The following is a 22,982-nucleotide window of genomic DNA, read 5'->3' as shown; positions in this document are numbered from 1 at the left end:
CGGGTTCCAGACCGGGTACGCGATCTATCGTCGCCCGGTGTCCCAGCTCCTGCACCCCCTGCGCCACGGCGACTTCCGCCGCCTGGTCGGCGGTCGTTCCCTGAACCACTTCGCGAACGCCATGGCACCGATCGTGCTGTCGTTCGCGGTGCTGGACCTGACCGGTTCGGTGGTCGACCTCGGTCTGGTGGTCGGCGCCCGGTCCGTCGCGAACGTCGTGGTCCTGCTGTTCGGCGGCGTGCTCGCCGACCGGCTGCCCCGCCGGTTGATCCTCCAGGGCACGAGCGCGGCGGCGGCGGTCGTGCAGGCCGTGATCGCCGCCGCCGTGCTGCTCGGCTTCGCCTCGATCGCGGTCCTGGTGGTGCTGAGCGTGGCGAACGGCGTGGTGGCGGCGGCGTCGCTGCCGGCGGTCGCGGCCCTGATCCCGCAGACCGTCCCGCCGGACGAGATCCGCCCGGCCAACGCGGTGGCCCGCGTCGGCGTGAACCTGGGCCTGGTGACCGGCGCGTCGACCGCCGGCCTGCTGGTCGGGTTCTCCGGACCGGGCTGGGGCATCGCGGTCAACGCGCTGCTGTTCGCCGGGTCGGCCCTGTGCTACCTGGGCATCACGGTCGGCGGCACGGCCCGTCCGCCCGAGCAGCGCACCCACCCCCTGACCGATCTGCTCGAAGGGTGGGCGGAGTTCGTCTCGCGCACGTGGGTGTGGGTCGTCGTGGTGCAGTTCCTGGTGGTGAACGCCGCCGTCGCGGGCGGCCTCCACGTCCTCGGCCCGACCATCGCCGACCGCACGTTCGGCCGCACGACCTGGGGTCTGCTCCTGGCCGCCCAGACCGCCGGGGCGCTGCTGGGCGCCCTGATCGCCGCCCGGACCCGCGTACGCCACCCGCTGCGGCTGGGCGTGGCGGTCACCGCCGTCGAAGCCGTCCCGCTGCTGGCGCTGGCGGGCACCTCGAACCCGGTCCCGCTGGTGTGCGCGATGGTCGCGAACGGGATCGCGTTGGAGCAGTTCGCGGTGGCGTGGGACGTGTCGTTGCAGGAGAACGTGCCCGCCGACAAGCTGGCCCGGGTCTACTCGTGCGACGCCATGGGCTCGTTCATCGCGATCCCCCTCGGCGAGATGGCCGCGGGCCCGATCTCGACCCGGCTGGGCACCGCGCCGACCCTGGTCGCGGGCGCGGCGCTGGTCGTGGCCGCGACCGCCGCCACGTTGCTGAGCAAGGACGTGCGCGGCCTGCGCGCGGGTGGTTCCTGAGGCAGACCCAACCGCGTGTATGGGTGCTACGCCCCTGGTCGCGACGACGACCGGCACCCAGACTGGCTTCCATGATCAAATACCTCACGGTCGCCGTGGTGTCGACGAGCCTGATCGGGTTCGGCGTGCCCGCGTCCGCCCGTCCCGGCCGGGGCGATCTCCTGTCGGCCATGCCGATCACCGGCCTGAGCGTGGCAGAGGTAACCGCGCTGCTCGCCCGCCAGGCGATCGACACCGGTGCCGTGCGGCACGGAGTGGACGCGTACCGACTGGAGTACCGGACCGCCGGGCCCGACGGACGCCCGATCACCGCCAGTGGCGCGGTCGTCCTGCCCCGGGACGGCGGGCCGGCCCGGCCGACGGTCGCGTTCCAGCACGGGACCATCGCCGCGAAGGCCGAAGCCGGTTCGGTGGGCCCGGACACCAACCGGACGGCCCCGATCACCTTCGCGGCGGCCGGTTACACCACCGTCGCGCCCGACTACCTCGGCCTGGGCACCGGCGAGGGCACGCATCCCTACCTCGACCTGCCCACGGAGACCGGCGCCTCCGTGGACCTTCTGCGCGCGGCGGACACCTTCGTGCGCCGCGCGGGCCGCACGCTCGACCGCCGGGTGCTCGTCGCCGGGTTCTCCCAGGGCGGACCGGCGGCCATGGCACTCGGCCGGGCCTTACGCGACCACCCCCGCTTCGCACCGCGGGCCGTCGCATCGATCAGCGGCGTCCACGACCTGTTCGGCACCCAGTTCCCGGCGGCGCTGGACGGCACGGTCACGCCCAAGCTCGCCACGATCTCCACGGCCTACTATCTCGTGGCGGCGAACCGACTCCACCACCTCTACGACCGGGCGTCCCGGGCGTTCCGCGCGCCTTACGACGCGATCGTGGAGAACCTCTTCGACGGCCTGCACTCCGGGCCCGAGATCGCCGCGAGCCTGCCCGCCACCCCGGCCGACCTGCTCACCGGGTGGGCCGTCGGGCAGTTGCGCCGGCCGACCGGCCCGATGGTGCGCGCGGCACGGGCCACCGACGGTTCGTGCGTCGGGTGGGACCCGGGCGTGCCCGTCCGCCTGTACGCGGGCACCGAGGGCGACGAGCTGGTCCCGCTCGGCAACTCCACCCGGTGCCGCGCGGAATTCCTGGAGCACGGTGCCGACGCGCCGATCGTCGACCTGGGCCCCGTAAACCACAACACGTCCGCGAAGCGCGCCTACCCCCTGGTCCTGGAGTTCTTCGCCGGACAGCGCTGAGCCGTCCGGGCCCTGACGAAAGTCCGGCACCCGACCTGACGTCCGGGAGATCCGCCGACCACCCGCCGATTCCTGGCGTGGCCGCATCGAGTCACCGGGAAGTCGGGAGCGGGCAGTGCGTCGGACAGCGGTGGCGGCGGTGGGTGCGATCGTGGCGGCAACGATCGCACCCACCGCCGTGGCGGAACCACAGTTCGACCCGGACGCCGTGGACCGGTACGTCCGGGAGTACGCGGACAACGCCGCCTACCCCGGCGTGGCGGTGGCGATCACCCGCGGCGACCGGGTCGTGCACCTGGCCGGGTACGGGCACACGTCGACCGGTGCGGTGAGGGGCCACGTCAGCGCGATCGTCACCCGACTCGACCTGGCCAACCGCGTCCAGCCCGCCGTCCTCGCCCACGACGCGGGCCTGGTGGCCCGACCGCCCTGAGTCCCCGGCCGCTCGCGGGCGAGCCGGGCCTGCGGATCCGCGCGGAAGCGGGTCCGGTCGGACCGTCCACGACCGGGCTCGGCCGGAGGCCCTGCCCGGCGGACCGGTCGAAGGCCAGTGCGTCCGGCGCTGGGACACTGGGTCCGTGCTCAGCCTCTACCACGACGTCCGCAGCCCGGTGCACGCCGTGCCCGCCGGCGCGAAGCTGGCGGTCCTGTTCGTGGTGGGCGCGACGGTGTTCTTCGTCCGGTCGGTCGGCGCGCTCGCCGGGGTGCTCGCGGTGGTCGTGCTGCTGTACGCCCTGGCCCGGGTGCCCGTCCGGGTCGCCTGGCGGCAGCTCGCCCCGGTGTTGCCGTTCGCCGCCGCCGTGGTGGTCGCGCAGACGCTGGTCACGGACTGGTGGACGGCGCTGATGGTCGGCGAACGACTGCTGGTCGTGGTCGGCCTGGCCGTCCTGGTCACCCTGACCACGCGCACGTCGGCGATGGTGGACGCGGTCGAGGCGGCGCTCCGCCCGTTGCGGCCGTTGGGCGTGCGGCCCGAACGCGTCGGCCTGCTGGTGGCGATCACGTTGCGGTTCGTGCCGGTGATCAAGGCCCAGGTCGACCAGGTGCGGGCGGCGCAGAAGGCGCGGGGCGTGGAGCGCGGGATCTCGTTCCTCACCCCGTTGCTGATCAAGACGCTCCGGCTGGCCGACGCGTTGGGCGAGGCCCTGGACGCGCGGGGGTTCGACGACCCCCGGCCCGATGCGAACGATCGTTAACCTATGATGACCGCCGAACGGTGGCTCGTCCCGGGAGTGGTGTGGTGCCCAGTAAGGATTTCGCGCGGATCGCGTTGTTCGCGGCGATCATGGTCGTGCTCGGCCTGTTCCCGTTGATCGAACTGCCGCTGGTGCCCGCGCCGTTCACGGCGCAGACGCTGGGTGTCATGCTCGCCGGGTCGATCCTGGGCGCGCGTCGCGGTGGCCTGGCGATCCTGCTGTTCGTGGTCCTGGTGGTGATCGGCCTGCCGGTGCTGCCGGGCGGGCGCGGCGGGCTCTCGGTCATCCTCGGCACGACAGGCGGGTTCGTGCTGGCGTACCCGGTGGGCGCGTTCGTGGTCGGCCTGCTCACCGAACGCCTGTGGAAGCGCTACAACCTGGGCTGGGCGCTGCTGTGCAACGCGGTGGGCGGCGCGCTCGTCCTCTACGCGATCGGCATCCCGTGGATGTCGGTCGCCGCCGACCTGCCCTTCGGCCCGACGCTCGTCGGCTCCGCGGTGTTCCTGCCCGGTGACGCGGTCAAGGTGGTCATCGCGTCGCTCGCGGCCGTGGCGGTGCGCCGCGCGTACCCGCTGATCGACGCCGACCGGCGATGATCGAACTGGCCGGCGTCGGCCACCGCTTCGGCGACTGGGTCGTCCTCGCCGACGTCGACCTGCGGCTGACCGGGCACCGGATCGGGGTGATCGGTGCGAACGGCTCGGGCAAGAGCACGTTCGCCCGACTGCTCAACGGCCTGCTCGTGCCCACCTCGGGCCGGGTGCTCGTCGACGGCCTGGACACCCGCAAGCGCGGCCGTGAGGTCCGCCGCCGGGTGGGATTCGTGTTCCAGGACCCGGACGTGCAGATCGTGATGCCGACCGTGGCCGAGGACCTCGCCTTCGGGCTCAGGCACCGCGACCTCGACCGGGCGGAGATCGGGCGCCGGGTGGACGCCGCGCTCGACGCGTACGGGCTCACCGCGTTCCGCGACCACCCCGCCCACCTGCTCAGCGGCGGGCAGAAGCAGCTCCTGGCGATCGCGGCCGTGCTCGTGCTCGAACCCGACTGCGTGGTGTTCGACGAGCCCACGACGTTGCTCGACCTGCGCAACCGGCACCGGATCGCGAAGCTGATCCACGGGCTGGACCGCCGCGTGGTCGTGGTGACGCACGACCTCGACCTGGTGTCCGACTTCGAGCGCGTGCTCGTGTTCGACCGCGGCCGGGTGGTCTTCGACGGTCCGGCCGCCGACGCCGTCGCCGAGTACGTCGCGATGAACCCGCCGGCGTGAACGATCTGTCCTGAGGCAGACGCGGGCGACTGTCCCGGACGGCCAGCCTGGGCCGCATGAGACGACTTGTCACCCTCACGGCCGCGGTCCTCGGGCTGGTGGTCGTGCCGCCCGCCCACGCCTCGCCGGGCCTGGACTGGCGGGCGTGCGCGGACGGCGTCGAGTGCGCCGACCTGACCGTGCCCGCCGACTGGGACCACCGCGCCGGGCCGAAGGCGTCCGTGCACGTGGGCCGGTTGAAAGCACGGGGCGCCAGGCAGGGCACGATCGTGGTGAACCTCGGCGGCCCCGGCCCGCAGGTCGAGTACCTGACCTACCTCAAGCCCGTGCTCGCCGAGCTGACCGAGACCCATGACCTGGTCTTCGTCGACCCGCGCGGGCTCGGCGGCAGCACGCCCGTCACCTGCCCGACGGCGTCGGCCCAACGTCCCCGGTGGGTGTTCACCGACCGTGCGGACTACGAGAACTACAAGCGGGACAACGCCGCCTTCGCCGCCGGGTGCCTGGAGAAAGCCGGCCCCCTGGCCCTGGACGCCCGGCAGGTCGCCCACGATCTCGACGCGGTCCGGGCAGCCCTGGGGCAGCGGCGCCTGGATTACTTCGGCAACTCCTACGGCACGGTCTACGCGCAGGCGTACGCCCAACTGTTCCCGCACCGGATCGGCCGCATGTACCTGGACAGCGCCCTCGACCACACCGACCAGGACGTCGCCCGGTGGGTCGGCGCGCGGGCGGCGGTCGACGAGGCGAACCTGGGCCGGATGGCGTCGTGGTGCGACCGGGAGCGGTCGTGCGCGCTGCACGGTCGTGATGTGCGGAAGGTGTTCGCCGACCTGCTCGCGCGGGCACCGATCCCGACGGCGGCGGGCGGCTCGGTGGACGCGGCCATGATCGTGTCGCGGATGTACGTGGAGGAACCGGGGTGGGCGTCGACGACCCTGGCGCTGGCCGAGGCGGACGCCGGGGACGCGACGCGGTTCACCGTCTTCGAAGGCGCACGCGACCCCGACATGTCCCGGGTCGCGATGTGCGCCGATTTCGCCTACCCGCAGGACTACCCGGCGTTGAAGGCCCTGGAGGAGCGCACCCGCCGCACGGCGCCGCTGCTGGGCTGGCGCCACGTCTGGGTCATGGCCAACCACTGCGCCGGGATGCCCGCGCCGACGTTCCGCCAGCGCTCGTTCCACTCCCCCACCGCGGCGTTGGTGGTCAACGGCGACCACGACCACGCCACGCCACCCGCCCACGGGCTGCGGGTCGCCGAGCGCATGGCCGGATCGCGGTACGTGCGCGTGCCGGCCGGGCACGCCGTGTACTGGGTCGGCAACCGGTGCGTCCGCGACCACGTGCACCGCTACTTCCGCACCGGCGAACTGCCCCCGGTGGGGGCGTCGTGTCCGGGAAACTGAGCACATGATCGTGCTGAGCGTCGCGGTGTGCCTGCCGTTGCTCGGCGTCCGCCGGTTCCCGCTGACCGCCGCGCTGCTGTGCGCGGCGGTCGCGCTCGTCGGCACGGGCGTCGACGCCGCGTGGCCGGGCCGCCTGGTCGCCGTCGCCGCGTTCTGCGTGGCCGCCTACCACCGCCCGCGCACGGTGCCCGTGCTCGTCGGCGCCGTGGCGTGGACGTTCCTGTTCGCCACGACGGGCTCCGGCGGGGGTGGCCGCACCGCGCCCGTGACCGACCTGGTGATCATGGGCGTGGCGCCGGTCGCGGTCGGCTACGGCATCCGCGCGCAACGGGAACGTGCCGCGCACCAGGCCCGGCTGGCGGTCGCCGAGGACCGGGCGCGGCTGGCCCGCGACATGCACGACAGCGTCGGCCACCACCTCACCGCGATCCGGCTCCAGGCGGCGGCCGGCCGACGGGTGCCGGCGGCCGGGGACAAGGCGTTGGCCACCATCTCGGACCTGTCCGCGGCCGCGCTGGCCGAGGTGCGCGGCCTGGTCGACGCACTGCGCGCCGAACCGGACGTCGAGGCGTTGGCCACGCGGTTGTCCGGCCCGGATCTGCGGATCACCACGCGCGGTACGACGTCGGGGCTGCCGGAGGCGGTGGGCGACACGGCGTTCCGGATCGTGCAGGAGGCGTTGACGAACGTCGTGCGCCATTCCGACGCCGACCGGGTCGAGGTGGAGTTGCGCCGCCGCCGGGGCGTGCTGGTCGTGACGGTGTCGGACAACGGTTCCGCGCGGGGCGGGGTCGTGGAGGGCGGGGTCGTGGAGGGCAACGGCCTGCGCGGCATCCGGGAACGGGTCGCCGCCCTGGCCGGCACCGTCCACATCGGGTGGTCGGACGGGTGGCGGGTCGACGCGCGCCTGCCGGTGCGCCGGTGATCACGGTGCTGGTCGCCGACGACCAGGCGGCGGTCCGGGACGCGCTGCGCACCGTGCTGTCGGCCGAACCCGACATCGAGGTGGTCGGCGAGGCCGCCGACGGCGCGGCGGCGATCGTCGAGTCGGACCGGCTGCGCCCGGACGTCGCCGTCGTCGACCTGCGGATGCCGAGGGTGGACGGCATCGCCGCGATCCACGCGCTGACCGGCCGGACGAGGGTGCTCGCGCTGACCACGTTCGACCTCGACGACTACCTGTTCGGCGCGCTGCGCGCGGGCGCGTCGGGCTTCCTGCTCAAGGACAGCGACCCCGACCTGCTGATCGCCGCGGTCCACGCCGTGCACCGCGGCCACGGCCTGGTCGACCCCCGTGTCACCGGTCGCCTGATCGGCCGCTTCGCCCGCCTGTCGCCGCTGCCGCCGTCCCCGGAGCTGGACCTGCTGACCGACCGCGAGCACGAGGTGCTGCGGCACGTCGCGCGCGGTCTGGGCAACGCGGCCATCGCCCGGGCCTTGTCCATCGGCGAGGGGACGGTGAAGACGCACGTCGCCCGCATCCTGGCGAAACTCGACGTGCCCGGACGCGTGCAGTTGGTCATCTACGCCTACGAGCACGGCCTGGTCGACCGCCGCTGAGCGCCTTCCCCGGTCACCGGCGGGGGCCTGATCACCCGCCCTCTGCCATGATCACACCCACACGTGGTGTCGTCGGCCGAGCCCGGGGGTAGGGGTAGTGCGATGAACCCGTCCGAGCCGACGTTCCCGGGCACCGGCGAGATGTCCCGACGCCTGCGCGCCTACCCCTGGGCCGAGGCGGACATGGACGAGCCGCCGCGGTGGCCCTCCGTGCTGCGCGCCGCCGTGCGCATCTGCCTGACCTCGCGGTTCCCGATGATCGTGTGGTGGGGCCCCGACCTGCGTTTCCTCTACAACGACGCGTACCTGCCGCTGCTGGGCGCCAACCACCCGGCCCTGGGCAAGCCCGGTCGGCTCGTGTGGGACGAGATCTGGCACATCATCGGGCCGATGCTCGACTCGGTGGTGGCCACCGGCGAGGCGACGTGGTCGGAGGACCTGCTGCTGCCCATGCACCGGCACGGCTACCTGGAGGAGACGTACTGGACGTACTCCTACAGTCCGCTGCACGACGACGAAGGCGTGGTGCGCGGCGTGTTCACCGCGGTCAGCGACACGACCGAACGCGTCGTCGGCGAACGGCGGCTCGCCGTGCTGCGGGACCTGGGCGCGTTGGCCGGCCGGGCGCGCACGGTCGACGAGGCGTGCCGGTCCGTCGTGGACACGCTCGCGCACGCGGGCATGGACGTGCCGTTCGCCGCCGTGCACCTGCCCGACCCCGAGTCCGGTGGACTGGTACCGGTCGCGGCCGGGCCGGCGCCGTTCACCGGGAGTCCGGACGGCTGGCCGTCGGCCGAGGTCGTGCGGACCGGCCGTCCCGCCGTGGTCGACGACCTGGCCGCGCGGTTCGGTCCGCTGCCCGCCGGCGGGTGGGCCGCCCCGCCGACCCAGGCCGTGGTGCTGCCGCTCACCGGCGACGACGGCCGGCCGATCGGCGCGGTCGTGCTCGGCGCCGGACCGGGCCGGATGCTGGACGAGGCGCACACCGCGTTCCTGGGCCTGGTCGCCCAGCAGATCGCGGCCCTGGTCAACGCGACCGTCGCCTACCAGGCCCAGCAACGACGCGTCGAGCAGCTCGCCGAACTCGACCGGGCCAAGACGACGTTCTTCTCCAACATCAGCCACGAGTTCCGCACGCCGTTGGCACTCATCCTCGGCCCCACAGAGGAGCTGCGGTCCGGTCCGGCGGCCGACGACCCGGCGGTCCGCGAGGAGCTGGAGGTCATCCACCGCAACGGCCTGCGGCTGGGCAAGCTGGTCACCGCGCTGCTGGACTTCTCCCGGATCGAGGCGGGCCGGATGCGGGCCCGCTACGAACCGGTCGACCTGGCGCGGTACACCGCCGAGCTGGCCGGGGTCTTCCGGTCGGCGGTGGAGAAGGCGGGCCTGGCGTTCGAGGTGGACTGCCCGCCGCTGGCCGAGCCCGTGCACGTCGACCGGGGTATGTGGGAGAAGGTCGTCTTCAACCTGCTCAGCAACGCGGTGAAGTACACGTTCGACGGCTCGGTGCGGGTCGTCGTGCGCGCCGAGGACCGGCACGCGGTGGTGACCGTCGCGGACACCGGGGTCGGGATCGCCGCGGCCGAGATCCCCCGGCTGTTCGAGCGGTTCCACCGGATCGAGACCGCCCGGTCGCGATCGAACGAGGGCAGCGGCATCGGCCTGGCGCTGGTGCGTGAACTCGTGCTGCTGCACGGCGGTGGGATCACCGCCGAGAGCACCGAGGACGTGGGCACGGTGTTCACCGTGCGGCTGCCGTTCGGGTCGGCGCACCTGCCCGCCGAACTCGTGCACGCCGAAGCCGGGCCGGTCGGGGTGTCCGCGACCGCCGACCCGTTCCTGCAGGAGGCGTTGCGCTGGCTGCCCGAGGACGTGCCCGGCGCACCGCCGGTCGTCGCGCACCGACCCGACACCGGCGTGCGCGTCCTGGTCGCCGACGACAACGCGGACATGCGCGAGTACCTGGAACGGCTGCTCGTGCCCTTCTACGCGGTCCAGGCCGTGCCGGACGGGCTCGCCGCGCTCGAAGCCGTGCGGGCCGCACCACCGGACCTGGTGGTCAGCGACGTGATGATGCCCCGCCTGGACGGGTTGCACCTGGTCGCCGCGTTGCGGGCCGACCCGGCGACGGCGGGCGTCCCGGTGCTGCTGCTGTCCGCGCGGGCCGGGCAGGAGGCGTCGATCGAAGGGCTGGCGGCGGGCGCCGACGACTACCTGGTCAAGCCGTTCGCGGCGGCGGAACTGCTGGCCCGGGTGCGGGCGAACGTCGAGCTGGCGCGGCTGCGCAACCGGCACGTGCGGTGGCGGACCGCGATCACCCAGTCGTTGCAGGAGGCGTTCTTCGTCTGCGACGAGACCGGCGCGGTCGTCGAGATCAACGCCGCGTTCACCCGCATGCTCGGCCACGGCCCCGAGGGGCTGCCCTACCGGTCGCCGCTGCCGTGGCTGCCCGACGGGGACGCCGATCCCGAGGCACGCCGGCTCGCGGTCGAGGCGTTCGACCGGGTGGCGGGCGGCGAGGGCGGGCACTGCACGGCACCGGTCACCGACCGGTCGGGACGGCGGCGGTGGATCGCCCTGTCGTTCAGCCGGGTCGAGGATCCCGACACCCACCGCCGGGTCGTGGTCGGCACGTTCCGGGACGTCACGGCCGAGCACCACGGGGTGCGGCGCGACACCGCGCTGAGCGCGGTGGGTGTGCGGCTGGCCGCGGCCGACGACCCGGCCGAGGCACTCGCGGGCACGATCGCCGAACTGCGCCTGATCTGGCAGGCCCGGCGCGTGCTGGGCATCGTGGTGGGCACCGACGACTCCGTGACGTCGACGGACGGCGACGTCACGGAAGCCGACCTGCCGTCGGCGATCGCGGACCTGCGCACGGCACCGCTGCTGACCCCGGTCGACCGGGGCGACGAGGGCGTGGGCATCGCGCTGGACCACCCCGAGGGCCGGCTCGTGCTGTGGGTGGAACCGGACGGGCGGCGGCCGTTCGCCCCCGAGGACCGCATGCTGCTGGCCCTGCTCGCCGGGCACGTCGGCCAGGCGCTGCACCGGATCCACCGCGGCGAACAGCAGCGCAAGGCGGCGTTGGCGCTCCAGCACGCGATCCTCGGACCGGCGCTGCCGGGCGGGTTCGCGGTGCGCTACGAACCGGCCACCCGTCCGCTGGAGGTGGGCGGTGACTGGTACGACACGGTCGGGCTGCCCGACGGGCGGCTGGGCATCGTGGTCGGCGACTGCGTCGGGCACGGGCTGGACGCGGCGGCCGTGATGGGCCAGTTGCGCAGCGCGTGCCGGGCGTTGCTGCTCCAGGACTCCGGTCCGGCGCGCACGTTGATGGCGATGGACGTGTTCGCGGCGACGCTGCGGGGCGCGCGCTGCACCACGGTGTTCTGCGGCGTGCTCGACCCGGAGACCGGCGCGTTGACGTACTCCAGCGCGGGCCACCCGCCGGGCATCGTGGTCCGACCCGACGGCACGCGCGCCCTGCTCGACGGCGGGCGGTCGCTGCCGCTGGGCGTGCGGCCGGGACGGGAGCGGCCCGAGGTGACGACGACGGTGTCCGCGCGGAGCACCGTCCTGCTCTACACCGACGGCCTCGTCGAACGCCGGGGGCAGGACCTCGCCGACGGGATCGCCGAAGCGGGTCGGGCCGTCGCCGAGGAACACGCGCTGCCCACCGACGACCTGGCCACCGCGTTGATGGCGCGGCTGGCACCGGCCGACGGCTACTCCGACGACGTGGCGTTGCTGCTCTACCGGCACCCCGGTCCGCTGGAGGTGGGCTTCCCCGCCGAGCCCGGCCACCTGGCCCGGGTGCGCGCCCGGCTGCGTGACTGGTTGGCCCGGTGCGCGGTGCCGACCGAGCAGGCCCAGTCGGTGCTGGTCGCGGTGGGCGAGGCGTGCGCGAACGCGGTCGAGCACGGCCATCGCGACGTGGCGGGCACGGTGGTCCTGTCGGCCGCCGCGACCGCGGCCGACCTGCTGGTGACCGTGGCCGACGGCGGCACGTGGAAGCGACCGGACGAGAATGCCAATCCGCACCGGGGTCGGGGCCTGCCGTTGATCCGCGCTTTGACGGACGACGTCCGGATCACCTCCGACGCCACCGGGACCACCGTCGAACTGCGAACGAGGATCACCACCCCATGACGACACCCGTGAGGTTCACCGCCGACGAGGACCCCGAGGGACGCACCGTCCTCGCGGTGCACGGCGAGATCGACATGTCCAACGCGGCCGAGTTCGACCAGGCGTTGCGCGCGGCCCTGGAGCGGGGCCGGCCGCTGCTGGTCGACCTCACCGCGACCGGGTACCTGGACAGCGCGGCGCTGGCCGTGCTGTTCGAGCACGCGTCGTCGTTGTCGCTGCGCATCGACCGGACGTTGCGCACGCTGCTGTCGATCTGCGGCCTGTCCGACCTGGTGCCGGTGGAGGTCGTGGCGCGGCCCTGACCCGCCGGGTCAGCGGGCGCGGAACCGGACGTCGAAGTCGCGACCGTCGTCGCTCAACGCGGTCGGCTTCGCCCGGACCACGCGCGGCTCACCGGCGCGGACCAGGGTCACGCGGTCGGGGTCGAGGTCGCCGATCGGGTCGCCGTCGACGAGCACGTCGCGGAACCGGGCCGTGTCGAAGTCGGGCAGTCGCGCGCCCGGCGGTGCCTCGACGACTGCTTCCGCGGACCTCCCCGGGCCGTGGGTGGCGAGCTTGCCGCCCGCCAGGCGCTCGAGCGTCACATCGTGGACCTCGTAGCGGAACCGGCCGCCGTCGAGGTCGACCCACGCGCGGATCTCGTCGCCGGGACGCACCTGGAACAGCCGCTTCGCCGGTTCGGGGAAGCTCTCCACCCAGGCGAAGTACTTCGGGCGGCCGCGGGAGTCGCCGGCGCACTCGGACGTGGTGCCTACCTGCTCGACGAAATCGTCGCCGACGCCGTCGAGCCCGATCCACTGGGCGACCTCGGTGCCGTCCTCGCCGTCCGCGCACTCGATCCTCGGCACGAACCACCGCGCGCTGATCCGGTCGAACGAACCCTCGTCGACGTCCGAGGTGTACCCGGCCCAGCGCAACGAGTCCCGGTTGTCGGCGTAGGCGGGCGGTGCGAAGGCCAAGGCCGTGACGACCACGGCACTGACGATGATCGAGCGGCGCATGTCCCCGGTCCCCTTTCGTCGGGACCGAGTCTGCGCCCGTCCCGGACCGTCCGAACCGGGATTCACTCCCCTGTGTCCGACGGTGACGACGGGTGCCGCGAAGGCCGTACCGGACGGGGCCGCACCCACCACGGTGGAGTCGGGGCGGGGTGGTCGGTCGCACCCCGCCCCGCCGCTCAGCCGACCACGTCGTCCGCCAGGAACCCGCCCGACTGGTGGCGCCACAACCGGGCGTAGGCACCGTCCGCGTCGAGCAGCTCGTCGTGCGTGCCCTGCTCGGTGATCCGGCCGCGGTCGAGCACGACCAGCCGGTCCATCCGCACGACCGTGCTCAGCCGGTGCGCGACCACCAGCGCGGTGCGGCCGGCCATCAACTCCCACAGGGCCTGTTGGATGAGCACCTCGCTCTCCGAGTCCAGCGCGCTGGTGGCCTCGTCCAGCAGCAGCACGGGCGCGTCGCGCAGGACGGCCCGCGCCAGCGCGATCCGCTGGCGCTGACCGCCGGAGAGCTTGACACCGCGTTCGCCGACCAGCGTGTCGAACCCGCGCGGCAGCCCTTCGGCGAACTCGGTCACGTGCGCGGCGTCGGCCGCTCGCCGGATCTGCGCGTCGGTCGCGCCGGGCCGGGCGAACGCGATGTTCTCGCGCAACGTCCGGTGGAACATGGCCGGGTCCTGCGGCACGTACGCGAGCAGGCCCCGCAGGTCCTCCTGGCGCAGCCGTGAGATGTCCCGTCCACCGAGCAGGATCCGCCCGCCCTGGACGTCGTTCATCCGCAGCAGCAACCGGATCAGCGTGCTCTTGCCGCCGCCGGACCGGCCGACCAACCCGATCCGCGTGCCCTGCGGCACCTCCAGGTCCAGCCCCGTGAACAACGGCGGCGAGCCCAAGTGCGCGAACTCGACCCCCGCGAACCGGACGTCGGCCCGCGCGCCCGGCGGCACCGGGTCCACCGGGTCGACCACCCGGGGCGGCTCGGTCAGCAGTTCGGTGAACTGCGCGGCCTCGGTGATCGAGCTCTCCAGCCGGCGGAAGACCTGGTTGAACTCGAACATGATCCGCGTGGCGTTGGTGAAGTAGGTGAACGTCACGATCAACGCCTCGACCCCGAGCGTCCCGTCGGTCACCAGCACCGCGACGAGCAGCCCGACGGCGTTGGCGACCACGGACATGCCCGCGACGATCGGGTCGATGCGCAGGTTCGCGTAGTCCCACGACAGGATCGAGTGCCGGCGCAGTTCGGCGACGCGACCGCGGTGTTCGAGCGCCTCACGGCGTTCGGCGGCGAAGGCCCGCACCGTGTCCATGTTCGTCAACGTGTCCGCCACGTGCCCGGAGACCCGGACGCTCGCCGCCTCCCGCCGGTCCACGAGCGCCTGCCGGCGTCGGATCAACGGCAGTACCGCGAACCCCGTGGCCACGATCAACCCGACCAGCACCACGACCAGGAGCGGGTCGTACCGCCACAGCACCACGCAGGCGAAGCCCAGCGGCACCACCTTCGCCAGGACCTGGAAGGCGAGGGTGTCGACGAAGTCCTCGTACCGCGACGCGAACCCGATGACCCGTTTCGTCAGCGCACCCGCGAAGTTGTCGTGGAAGAACGCCGCGTCCTTGGCCAGCAGTTCGTCCATGGCCACGACGGCCAACCGCTCCATGCCCCGCCCGTCGACCCGGTTGAGCAGGTGGAACCCGACCCGCCAGCACCCTTCGGCCACCAGCATCGACAAGCAGTAGGCGACCACGTAGGGCACCAGGGAGCCCGCGTCCGCACCGCCGGCGGCCAACCGCCCCACCAGCATGGCCACCACCAGGGGTGCCACGTACATCATCACCGTCGACCCCAACGCCGGGAAGATCAGTCCCGGTAAGGAAAGCCGCCGGAGCCGCCACAGTTCCCGCCAGTAGTACCGGAGCACGACCCGAACCGCCGCACCCCGTCCCTCCTCGTCCACCCGCACGTCGTCCGTTCCTTCCGCAGGGGTACCAAATGCTCCATGCTGCCCCGCCGGTCCGGCCGCGCGCGATCGAATATGACCATCCACATGCGACTCGTTCCTCGTCGCGGTGGCCGGAGGAACCTGTGTCGATCACTGTCGCGGGCACGCACCGGGACGGTATGCACGTCGTGTGCGAATCAGGGGTTTCCGGGGGTTGCTCGGCGAGGACGGCTGGCGGCTGCTGTTGCGCCAGGGGGTGGAACGCCGGTACCCGGCACGGACGGTGCTGATGCGCCAGGGTGACCGGGGCACGGACGTGGTCGTGCTGGTGACCGGGCGGGTCAAGGTGCTGGGCGTCGAACGGGACGGGGGCCAGGCGCTGATCACGTTGCGCGGCGCCGGGGACCTGGTCGGCGAGGTCGCCGCCCGGTCGGCCGGCGGGCGCACCGCGACCGTCGAGACCCTGGACCGCTGCACCACGCGCGTGATCCCGGCGGCGGCGTTCGGGGCGTTCCTCGACGAGCACGGCGGCACGTCGGCGTTGCTCGACTACATGGCGGCGAAACTCTCGCAGACCGTGCGCCACCAGTTGGACACCGTGCACCACGGCCCGGAACGCCGGATCGCCCGACTGCTGCTGGAGGTGGTCGCGCTCGCCGACGAGGCCGCGGACCCGCCCACCCGCGTGCCGTTCTCCCAGCGGGACCTGGCGCTGTCGCTCGGCCTGGCCCGCAGCACCGTGGCCGACCACCTGCGCCGGCTCAAGGAGGTCGGCGCGCTGCGGCCGGGACCGCGCCTGGACGTCGTCGACATGGCCGCGCTGCGCCACGTGGCCGGCATGTGACCTGGAACACCATCGGACTGTCCGGCGGCGGACAACCCGGACGATCGCCGTTCGCCAGGCTCGTCCCGTGTCCGTCGGACCAGATCGCGCCCTGCTGACCGTCGACGTGCCCGGCGGTCCGGACGTCCGGGCGAAGCTGACCCAGGCCGTCCCCCGCGTCCTGCGCTCGGCGTTCGAGCGGTGCGGCCTGGACCGCGTGTGGCACCGCCGTCGTGCCCTGCCCGGCGTCGGGGACGGCTTCGCGCTGGGCTTCCACACCAGGTTCCTGCCCGACCTGGTCGACCCGGTGCTGCCCGCGCTCGGGGACGAGTTGGACTACCGGGACGACATCAACGTCGACCCGGCGCCGTTGCGCCTGCACGTCAGCCTGGACGTCGGACCACCCGACCCGCGCACGGCCCGTCGTCCGCCGGACGAGCGGCTGTTCGCGCCGACCGTGCGGCTCGCGGCCGTCCTGTCCGCGCGAGTCGTGGAGATCGTGCGGGTGTCGGAGCGACTGCCCGGTTTCGGCGACGCGGCCTACCTCTGGACGCCACCGGGGAACCCCGGCGCCCGATCGAGGGAATCCACCGACCCCCGTTGATTTCCACCCCGAAAAAGAAGATCCACCCGATACCCTGGCACCAGGGGATAAAAGTCCGCTGTGGACAGTCAAAGGGATCGAACATGGCTTCGTGCCAAGGAATGGGGGAGGTGGCAATCGTGGCGTGGTCGTTCTTCAAATGCCTCGCAGCCGTCGTTCTGCTCGCGCTGGGAACATCATCCGGCGTAGCAACGGCAGAGCCGGACGGTTTCACTCAGGGCGGCCGGGTACCGCCAGGATTTGTCGGGGAAGCGACCTCCTGGCCCGACACCCACCACGGCTGGGTCCTGGGCAAGGCCCCCTGCGGCACCCGGTCCTGTCCGACTCTGGTGCGCACCGACGACACCGGCGACACCTGGCGTCGGACGACCTTGCCCACCCTGGGCGAGGCGGACCGCTTCCGCGTGTACTTCACCGACCACGGCACTGGTTTCGTCGCCGACGGCTCCCACGTCCACGTCACCCGCGACAACGGTCACACCTGGCACCGGACCACCTTCGAGGCCACCGGCACGGCCAGGGCGATCGCGTTCACCACCCTCGACCACGCGACATACCTCGTCGCCGCGACCACCACCACGACCGCCCTGTACCGACTGCCTGCCCGGTCGACCCGCTGGTCCGCCGTCCCCGGCGTGGCCGCGTCGGGCGTCCCCGACGGCGACGTCACCGTGCACGAGGGCCGGGTGCACACCACCCTGGCCGGCCGCTACTGGAGCGGCGCCAGGGACACCTGGACCGAATCCACCCCACCCTGCCCCGCCAACGCCGCCACAGACCTGTCCGCCGCCCCCGGCACACCCTTGTTCGCATTGTGCGGCGACGACCCGGGCATGGGCCGCATGCACAAACTGCTCCGCCGCCACACAAACACCGGTTTCGTCGACGTCTCCGAGGCTCCACGCGAAGGCATAACCCAGTCATTCGCCGCGGTACCCGGCCCGGAAGGACGCGTCGCCCTGACCTCGGTCGGCCTGGGCGCCACCTTCGTCCACCTGGCCACCACCGACGGCACGACCTGGACCTCCCCCTTGATCGTGGAGGAACCCCCTCTCACCGACCTGGTGTTCACCGACGACCACCATGGCTACACCCTCCGACCAGCCCTTCCGGACAACCTCTTCCACACCACCGACGGCGGCACGACCTGGCACCCACTCCCCATCAGGTAGGGGCGTGTCGTCACAGTGGCCGCGGTCGATCCGGCTCGGCCCTGGGTCGCGGTGCGCGGGGACGAGTCGACCGATGGGCGGTGGCGGGCGATCGGACCGTCGCCACCCGCTTCGGCCGCGAAGGGCCGTGCACAGGCGGTCGACCGTCGGATGGCCGACGGGATGTCGTCCGAGGTGGGGACGGAGGTGGCGTGGCCCGCCGGACCTGACAGTGGCCGTGGCCGTGGCCGTGGCCGTGGCCGACGGTCCACGACCGGTCCCGACGCCAGCGGTGCGGCGCACCGGTCCCGATGTCGGCCACTCGATGGCATTCCGACCGTGTCGGCGGCGAGGGTACGGGTGGTCGCCGAGGCAGGTCGAGGTGTCCCGGTCGATTCCGGCATCGTTCCGGCCCGCCGCCGAAGCCCGACCGCCGCTCACACGGGGATGGTCGGGTCGTGCGGCGGGCACGGCGAGCCGGGTGACAGTGCCATCGTTCGCCCGAAAGGCAGGCTCACCAACGAAATCCACCCGGTCCGCGACGGCCACGGCCGACTGCGGTCGCTCGTCCCGACCCCGGCGGCGATATCGACAACCGCACCTCGTTCGCCACCGTCATGGCTGAATGGGGTGCCCACGGCCGGGCCGGCCCATGCCGTTGCGGACAAGGCCAGTCGTCCAAGACACTCCGCACCCACCTGCGCGACACGGGGCATCCCGGCCACGATCCCGGAGCACGGAGCCGGTCGACCAGCCAACGGCGCCGCAGCCGAACCCTCGAACACCCACCGGCCTTCGATCGCGTCGCACTGCCTACAGCGCTCGGCGTCGAAGGCCGGTGGCCGTCCGCCGCGTGAGCCCAGTGTCGCGCGGCGGGCGATCCGGCCCTTGCGTTCGAGGCAGGTGAAGGTGACACGGCGGGTTCGCAGGGCCTGTCCGGCCGACTTGTGCGAGTAGGCCCGAGTAGGCCGTGGCCACGATGCCCGCCTCGGGCCGGATGCGCGGCCGGCCCGGTCCGAGGCGGGCGACGCGGAGCCGTAGGGCGGCAGCAGCACGCACGAGCCGAAACGTCCGCCACCGACCGGCGCACCGCTGTCCCGGAATCCGGAGCGACTTCCCCTCTCACACCACGAGGGTCACCGGACCACTGCCGGAACCGACCGCCACATCACGAGTCGCCCTCGTGTCACGTCTGCGGAATGCGCAGCACGTCACCCGGCCGGATGAGGTTGGGGTCCGTGATGGTGCCCGGGTTGGCGGCGACGATGCGGTGGTACAGGTTTCCCGACCCGTAGTAGCGGGTGGACAGGCCCCATAAGGTTTCGCCTGCCACCACCACGTGCTCCAGGTACACCCGGTAGCCCGGCAGGATGATCGGGCCCAGCACGATCGGCACGACCACGCGGTCCAGTTCGGCGCCGTCCTTCGGCGACGTGTGGAACACCTCGACGAAGATCCGTTCCAGCTTGAACGCCGCCGACGACACGTCGACCACCAACTGGAACTGCCCGTGTCCCCCGACGCCGTCACCCGCCATGAAGCCACCGGTCACCTCGTCGTGCCCCTCGTGCACGCGGTATGAGTACTGGGCCTCGAAGGCGCCTCCCGCGACGCCGCCGATGCGGATGTGGTTGTCCACCAGCGAGTACGGGCGGGGCATCTGGACGTCGATCGACATGGAGTCCACCTCCGGCGCGGAGAACAAGGATCTCCCACGATCCTCCGGCCGGCGGTCCGGGCGTAAGTGGTCCAAAGGCCCGGGTGCGTTCGGGTGATGGCCTGCCTATTCGAGTCGAAAACAAAAACGTCCCGCCCGGCTCCGACCGGGCGGGACGAGGAGTATTCGATCAGCGCGGGTCGTAGGTCAGGCAGTTCGCCGCGTGATCACCGCTGCCCGGTCCGACCCGGACGCCGGACGCTGTGCACTCCAGATTCGTGTTGTGCGTACAGTCCGCCCGGGAACAGGCTCCGACCTGGGCGATCACCTTCGGCAGACCGCCCTTGGTCTGCAACGGCACGAACGTGCCGCAGTCCGCCGCGCCGTTCGTGCCGCTGACCGTGATCGCGAAAGCGTGGCACCCGTCGTGGTTGTACGAGCATCCGGTGACGGTGCACTCGTGGACGGCGGGCATTTCCGTGGTGGTCATGGAAACTCCTTTTCACCTTGTACCAGGTACAGAAAACGCTGCCACCGGCCCAGTGCGCCCGCAACCCGGCAAAGAATTAGGAACGCCTAACCTAATTCACGAATCCGATAAGCTCGACGCCATGTCGTGGTCGGACGCGCAGTACGACGAACTCGGCGAACGCTACGAGCGGGTCAAGCACATCCCCTCGGGCCTGGCCGAACGCGCCACGCTCCTCCAGGCGCTCCCGGACCTCGCCGGCCGCACCGTGCTCGACGTCGGGTGCGGCACCGGCTTCTACCCCCGCCTCTTCCGCACGCTCGGCGCCACGCGGATCGTGGGCGTCGACTCCTCCACCGAAATGCTCGCCTGCGCCCGCCGCGCCGGCGACGACATCGACTACCACCACCTCGACGCCACGGACCTGCCCGTGCTCGGGGAATTCGACGTGGTGACCGCGATCTGGCTGCTCGCCTACGCCGACGACGACGCCCACCTCGACCGCATGATCGCGAACCTGGCCGCGAACCTCACCCCGGACGGCACGCTCGCCCTGCTGATCCCCAATCCCGACGTCGACTGGGACGTGGTCGCCGACTACACCCGTTACGGCTACCGCATCGTGCGCACCGGCCCGCCCGCGCGCCGTCAACCGGTCGCGGTCCAGGTGTCGGGCGAGCCGCCGTTCGACTTCGCCTCGTACTTCTGGGCGCCGGGCGCCGTGGAGGCGGCCGTCGCCCGGGTCGGCCTGGCCGAGCCCGTCCGGCACCCGACGGTGGTCCCCGCCGGGGACCCGGCGTTCTGGGCCGATCTGCGCCGCAGTCCCGCGTTCGCCGTGCTCACCACCCGCCGCCCGGCCTGATCCGCGACGCCTATGCTGGGCGGTCGAGGAAATCGGGGGTACGGGTGCGGTACGTGGCGATCGGCGACAGTTTCACCGAGGGCATCGGCGACGAGCGCGTGGACGGCTCGCCGCGCGGCTGGGCGGACCTGGTCGCCGCCGGGTTGGCCGCCGGCGGCCCACCCGTGGAGTACGCGAACCTGGCGGTGCGCGGCCGGTTGCTCGAACCGATCGTCACCGGCCAGTTGGAGGCCGCGCTGGCCCTCACGCCCGCGCCCACGCTGATCACGTTCAACGGCGGCGGCAACGACATGATGCGCCAAGGCGTGGACGGTCGGCGGCTGGTCGACCTCACCGAGCACGTGATCCGCAGTTGCGCCGCCGCCGGGGTGCGACTGGTGCTGCTGTCCGGCGCGGACCCGTCGGACGGCCTGCCGTTCGGCGGCACGGTGCGCCGCCGGGGCAAGGCCCTGACCGCGGCGGTCGCCGGTCTGGCCCGGCGGCACGACTTCGTGTTCGTGGACGTGTTCAACGACGCCGAGATCCGCCGTGCGCCGTACTGGTCGCCCGACCGCCTGCACCTGGGACCGGACGGCCACCGCCGGGTCGCGTCGCTGGTGCTGGCCGCACTGGGCCACGACGTGGCCGCGCACGCGGTCGCCCCGACGCCCGCCGATCCGCGCCGACTGTCCACAGAGGTCCGTTACTACCGCGAGCACGTGCTGCCGTGGCTGGCCCGTCGGGCGCGTGGCCGGTCCTCGGGTGACAACCGCCTGGGCAAGCACGTGGCGTGGACGACGGTCGAGACGCCGCACCCGGCTTAGACTCCGGGCCATGACCCGCTTCGAGGTCGTGACGGCGATCGCGGCGCCGCCCACGCGCGTCTTCGAACTGTGCCTGGACATCGCCACGCACACCGCGCTCGGCGAGCGCGTGGTCGGTTCGGCGGGCGGGGTGCGCGACTTCGGCGACACGATCACGTTCGAGGCCCGCCACCTCGGCCTGCGGTGGCGGATGACGGCCCGGGTCGTCGTGCACTCGCCGCCGGGCCTCTTCGTCGACGAGCAGGTGTCGGGCCCGTTCCGCCGGTGGCGGCACGAGCACCGGTTCGCCTCCGACGGCGACGGCGGCACCGTCATGCACGACCTGGTCGACTTCGCCGCGCCGCTGGGCCCGTTGGGCCGGCTCGTGGAACGGGTCGTGCTCGACCGCTACCTGCCCCGGCTGGTCCGGGTGCGGCACGACCACGTCAAGTCCGTGGCCGAACGGCGCTAGACGTCCGGAACAGGACAGCCGACAGCCCGAGCACGGCCAGTCCCACCCCGACCCACAGCGGTGCGGTCAGCCCGAACCCGGCGGTGATGGCGAGGCCGCCGACCCACGGGCCGACCATGATCCCGACGTTGATCACGGCCGTGTGCACGGTGTTGACCAGCGGCCGGTCGTTGGCCGCGCGCATGACGCGGGTGACCATGGCCGGGTTCAGGGACACGCCGACCAGGCCGAGCACGACCGTGCAGAGCACGGCGACCGCCTTGTCCCCGGCGAACAGTCCGAACAGCGCCAGGGACACCGCGATCGCGGCCAGGCCGACGGCCATCGTGCGCGTCGCGTGCCGGTCGGCGAGGCGGCCGACGACCGCGGTGCCGACGACGGTGGCCACGCCGTAGACCGCGAGCAGCAGCGGCACGACGCCCGCCGCGAACCCGCTGACGTCGAGATAGATCGGCGTGAAGTAGCTGAACGCGGCGAACACCGAGCCGATGGTCAGACCGCTGACGGCGTAGGCGGCCCACAACCGGCCGTTCCGGAACGCACCCAATTCCGCGCGCAGGCCGATCTCCGCGGCTTTGGGCAGGTCGGGCACGATCTTCGCGATGGCCGACCCGGCCACCAGGGTCAGCGCGGCCACCATCCAGAACGCGGCCCGCCACCCCAGGTGCTGGTCGAGCAGGGTCGCGGCGGGCAGGCCGAGCACGGTGCCGACCATGAGGCCGCCGAGCACGACGGACGACGCCCGGCCACGCAGCGACGGCCCGACCAGATCGGCGCACAGCGCGAGGGCGACGCCGAAGAACGCGGACGAGGCGATGCCCGTGATCACGCGCGCGACGGCCATGACCGCGTAGTCGGTGGCGACGGCACCGAGCACCGTGCCGACCAGGAAGATCACGGTGAGCAGCAGCAACGCGTTCTTGCGCGGCACCTTCAGCAGGGCGACGGTGAGCAGCGGTCCCCCGACGACCATGCCCGCGGCGTAGGCCGAGACCAGGTAGCCGACAGCGGCGACGGACACGCCGAACCCGGCGGCGAGCGAGGGCATCATCCCCGACACCATGAACTCGCTGGTGGTCATGGCGAAGATGCCCAGGCTCAGCACGTAGACGGCCGGTGGCATATGCGG

Annotated in this window: 22 protein-coding genes; 17 read left to right on the top strand and 5 right to left on the bottom strand. The window is 72.8% G+C overall.

The window, feature by feature from the left end; genetic code table 11:
* Window positions 1-37: 37 nt before the first annotated feature.
* The 11 genes from F4559_RS15310 (at window position 38) to F4559_RS15260 (ending at window position 12,394) form a co-directional block, all read left to right on the top strand.
* Window positions 38-1,252 (top strand): MFS transporter, encoded by a 1,215-nt coding sequence (locus F4559_RS15310; protein ID WP_184669383.1) that lies wholly within the window; start codon window positions 38-40, stop codon window positions 1,250-1,252.
* 71 nt (window positions 1,253-1,323) lie between these two features.
* Window positions 1,324-2,502, top strand: coding sequence for an alpha/beta hydrolase (locus F4559_RS15305; protein ID WP_184669382.1), 1,179 nt, complete (start codon window positions 1,324-1,326; stop codon window positions 2,500-2,502).
* A 151-nt stretch (window positions 2,503-2,653) separates the two neighbouring features.
* Window positions 2,654-2,935, top strand: a complete 282-nt coding sequence (locus tag F4559_RS15300) for a helix-turn-helix domain-containing protein (protein ID WP_184669381.1) — start codon at window positions 2,654-2,656, stop codon at window positions 2,933-2,935.
* Between the two features lie 145 nt (window positions 2,936-3,080).
* Entirely contained in the window at window positions 3,081-3,698 is a 618-nt protein-coding gene (locus F4559_RS15295; RefSeq protein WP_184669380.1) for an energy-coupling factor transporter transmembrane component T family protein, read from the top strand.
* 44 nt (window positions 3,699-3,742) lie between these two features.
* Window positions 3,743-4,294 carry a biotin transporter BioY gene (locus F4559_RS15290; RefSeq protein ID WP_184669379.1) on the top strand — a complete coding sequence of 184 codons (552 nt, stop codon included), beginning with the start codon at window positions 3,743-3,745 and terminating at the stop codon, window positions 4,292-4,294.
* Window positions 4,291-4,971, top strand: coding sequence for an energy-coupling factor ABC transporter ATP-binding protein (locus F4559_RS15285; RefSeq protein ID WP_184669378.1), 681 nt, complete (start codon window positions 4,291-4,293; stop codon window positions 4,969-4,971). The genes F4559_RS15290 and F4559_RS15285 overlap by 4 nt, the downstream gene beginning before the upstream one ends.
* A gap of 56 nt (window positions 4,972-5,027) precedes the next feature.
* A complete protein-coding gene (locus F4559_RS15280) occupies window positions 5,028-6,380 on the top strand; it encodes an alpha/beta hydrolase (protein WP_184669377.1) in 1,353 nt (450 codons plus the stop codon).
* Window positions 6,381-6,384: 4 nt separating this feature from the next.
* On the top strand, window positions 6,385-7,305 hold the full coding sequence (locus tag F4559_RS15275) for a sensor histidine kinase (protein ID WP_184669375.1): 921 nt from the start codon (window positions 6,385-6,387) through the stop codon (window positions 7,303-7,305).
* Entirely contained in the window at window positions 7,302-7,940 is a 639-nt protein-coding gene (locus F4559_RS15270; RefSeq protein ID WP_184669373.1) for a response regulator, read from the top strand. The genes F4559_RS15275 and F4559_RS15270 overlap by 4 nt, the downstream gene beginning before the upstream one ends.
* A gap of 102 nt (window positions 7,941-8,042) precedes the next feature.
* Window positions 8,043-12,092, top strand: a complete 4,050-nt coding sequence (locus tag F4559_RS15265) for a SpoIIE family protein phosphatase (protein WP_184669371.1) — start codon at window positions 8,043-8,045, stop codon at window positions 12,090-12,092.
* A complete protein-coding gene (locus F4559_RS15260; RefSeq protein ID WP_184669369.1) occupies window positions 12,089-12,394 on the top strand; it encodes an STAS domain-containing protein in 306 nt (101 codons plus the stop codon). Before F4559_RS15265 ends, F4559_RS15260 begins: the two co-directional genes overlap by 4 nt.
* 9 nt (window positions 12,395-12,403) lie before the next feature.
* Here F4559_RS15260 and F4559_RS15255 read toward each other — a convergent pair whose 3' ends face one another.
* Together F4559_RS15255 and F4559_RS15250 are read right to left on the bottom strand one after the other, a co-directional pair.
* Window positions 12,404-13,093 carry a G1 family glutamic endopeptidase gene (locus F4559_RS15255; RefSeq protein ID WP_184669367.1) on the bottom strand — a complete coding sequence of 230 codons (690 nt, stop codon included), beginning with the start codon at window positions 13,091-13,093 and terminating at the stop codon, window positions 12,404-12,406.
* Between the two features lie 176 nt (window positions 13,094-13,269).
* On the bottom strand, window positions 13,270-15,054 hold the full coding sequence (locus tag F4559_RS15250) for an ABC transporter ATP-binding protein (RefSeq protein WP_312865668.1): 1,785 nt from the start codon (window positions 15,052-15,054) through the stop codon (window positions 13,270-13,272).
* A 169-nt stretch (window positions 15,055-15,223) separates the two neighbouring features.
* Between F4559_RS15250 and F4559_RS15245 the strand changes: the two genes are divergently transcribed.
* The 3 genes from F4559_RS15245 to F4559_RS15235 all read left to right on the top strand — a co-directional run bounded on the left by F4559_RS15245 (window position 15,224) and on the right by F4559_RS15235 (window position 17,632).
* Window positions 15,224-15,877, top strand: a complete 654-nt coding sequence (locus tag F4559_RS15245; protein WP_312865667.1) for a Crp/Fnr family transcriptional regulator — start codon at window positions 15,224-15,226, stop codon at window positions 15,875-15,877.
* 67 nt (window positions 15,878-15,944) lie between these two features.
* Entirely contained in the window at window positions 15,945-16,460 is a 516-nt protein-coding gene (locus F4559_RS15240) for a hypothetical protein (protein ID WP_184669365.1), read from the top strand.
* Window positions 16,461-16,789: 329 nt separating this feature from the next.
* Window positions 16,790-17,632, top strand: a complete 843-nt coding sequence (locus F4559_RS15235) for a beta propeller repeat protein (protein WP_184669363.1) — start codon at window positions 16,790-16,792, stop codon at window positions 17,630-17,632.
* Between the two features lie 1,165 nt (window positions 17,633-18,797).
* Here the strand turns inward: F4559_RS15235 and F4559_RS15230 are convergent.
* Both F4559_RS15230 and F4559_RS15225 read right to left on the bottom strand, forming a co-directional pair.
* Window positions 18,798-19,289 (bottom strand): Gmad2 immunoglobulin-like domain-containing protein, encoded by a 492-nt coding sequence (locus F4559_RS15230; protein ID WP_184669361.1) that lies wholly within the window; start codon window positions 19,287-19,289, stop codon window positions 18,798-18,800.
* 169 nt (window positions 19,290-19,458) lie between these two features.
* Window positions 19,459-19,758, bottom strand: coding sequence for a DUF1540 domain-containing protein (locus F4559_RS15225; RefSeq protein ID WP_184669359.1), 300 nt, complete (start codon window positions 19,756-19,758; stop codon window positions 19,459-19,461).
* Window positions 19,759-19,879: 121 nt separating this feature from the next.
* Between F4559_RS15225 and F4559_RS15220 the strand changes: the two genes are divergently transcribed.
* Genes F4559_RS15220 through F4559_RS15210 form a run of 3 tightly spaced genes read left to right on the top strand, consistent with a single transcriptional unit; the run spans window position 19,880 to window position 21,853 of the window.
* Window positions 19,880-20,599, top strand: coding sequence for a class I SAM-dependent DNA methyltransferase (locus tag F4559_RS15220; protein WP_184669357.1), 720 nt, complete (start codon window positions 19,880-19,882; stop codon window positions 20,597-20,599).
* 53 nt (window positions 20,600-20,652) lie between these two features.
* The gene (locus F4559_RS15215) at window positions 20,653-21,402 is read left to right on the top strand and encodes an SGNH/GDSL hydrolase family protein (RefSeq protein WP_312865666.1); all 750 of its coding nucleotides are present in this window, start codon (window positions 20,653-20,655) and stop codon (window positions 21,400-21,402) included.
* Between the two features lie 10 nt (window positions 21,403-21,412).
* The gene (locus tag F4559_RS15210; protein ID WP_184669353.1) at window positions 21,413-21,853 is read left to right on the top strand and encodes an SRPBCC family protein; all 441 of its coding nucleotides are present in this window, start codon (window positions 21,413-21,415) and stop codon (window positions 21,851-21,853) included.
* Here F4559_RS15210 and F4559_RS15205 read toward each other — a convergent pair.
* A complete protein-coding gene (locus tag F4559_RS15205; protein WP_184669351.1) occupies window positions 21,828-22,976 on the bottom strand; it encodes an MFS transporter in 1,149 nt (382 codons plus the stop codon). The genes F4559_RS15210 and F4559_RS15205 overlap by 26 nt on opposite strands.
* Window positions 22,977-22,982 lie beyond the last annotated feature (6 nt).

It is taken from the genome of Saccharothrix violaceirubra (genome assembly GCF_014203755.1).
In the GTDB taxonomy this organism is placed as follows: Bacteria; Actinomycetota; Actinomycetes; order Mycobacteriales; family Pseudonocardiaceae; genus Actinosynnema; species Actinosynnema violaceirubrum.
Note: the sequence above shows the minus strand (reverse complement) of the source record. Positions and strands in the feature narration are given on the sequence as shown.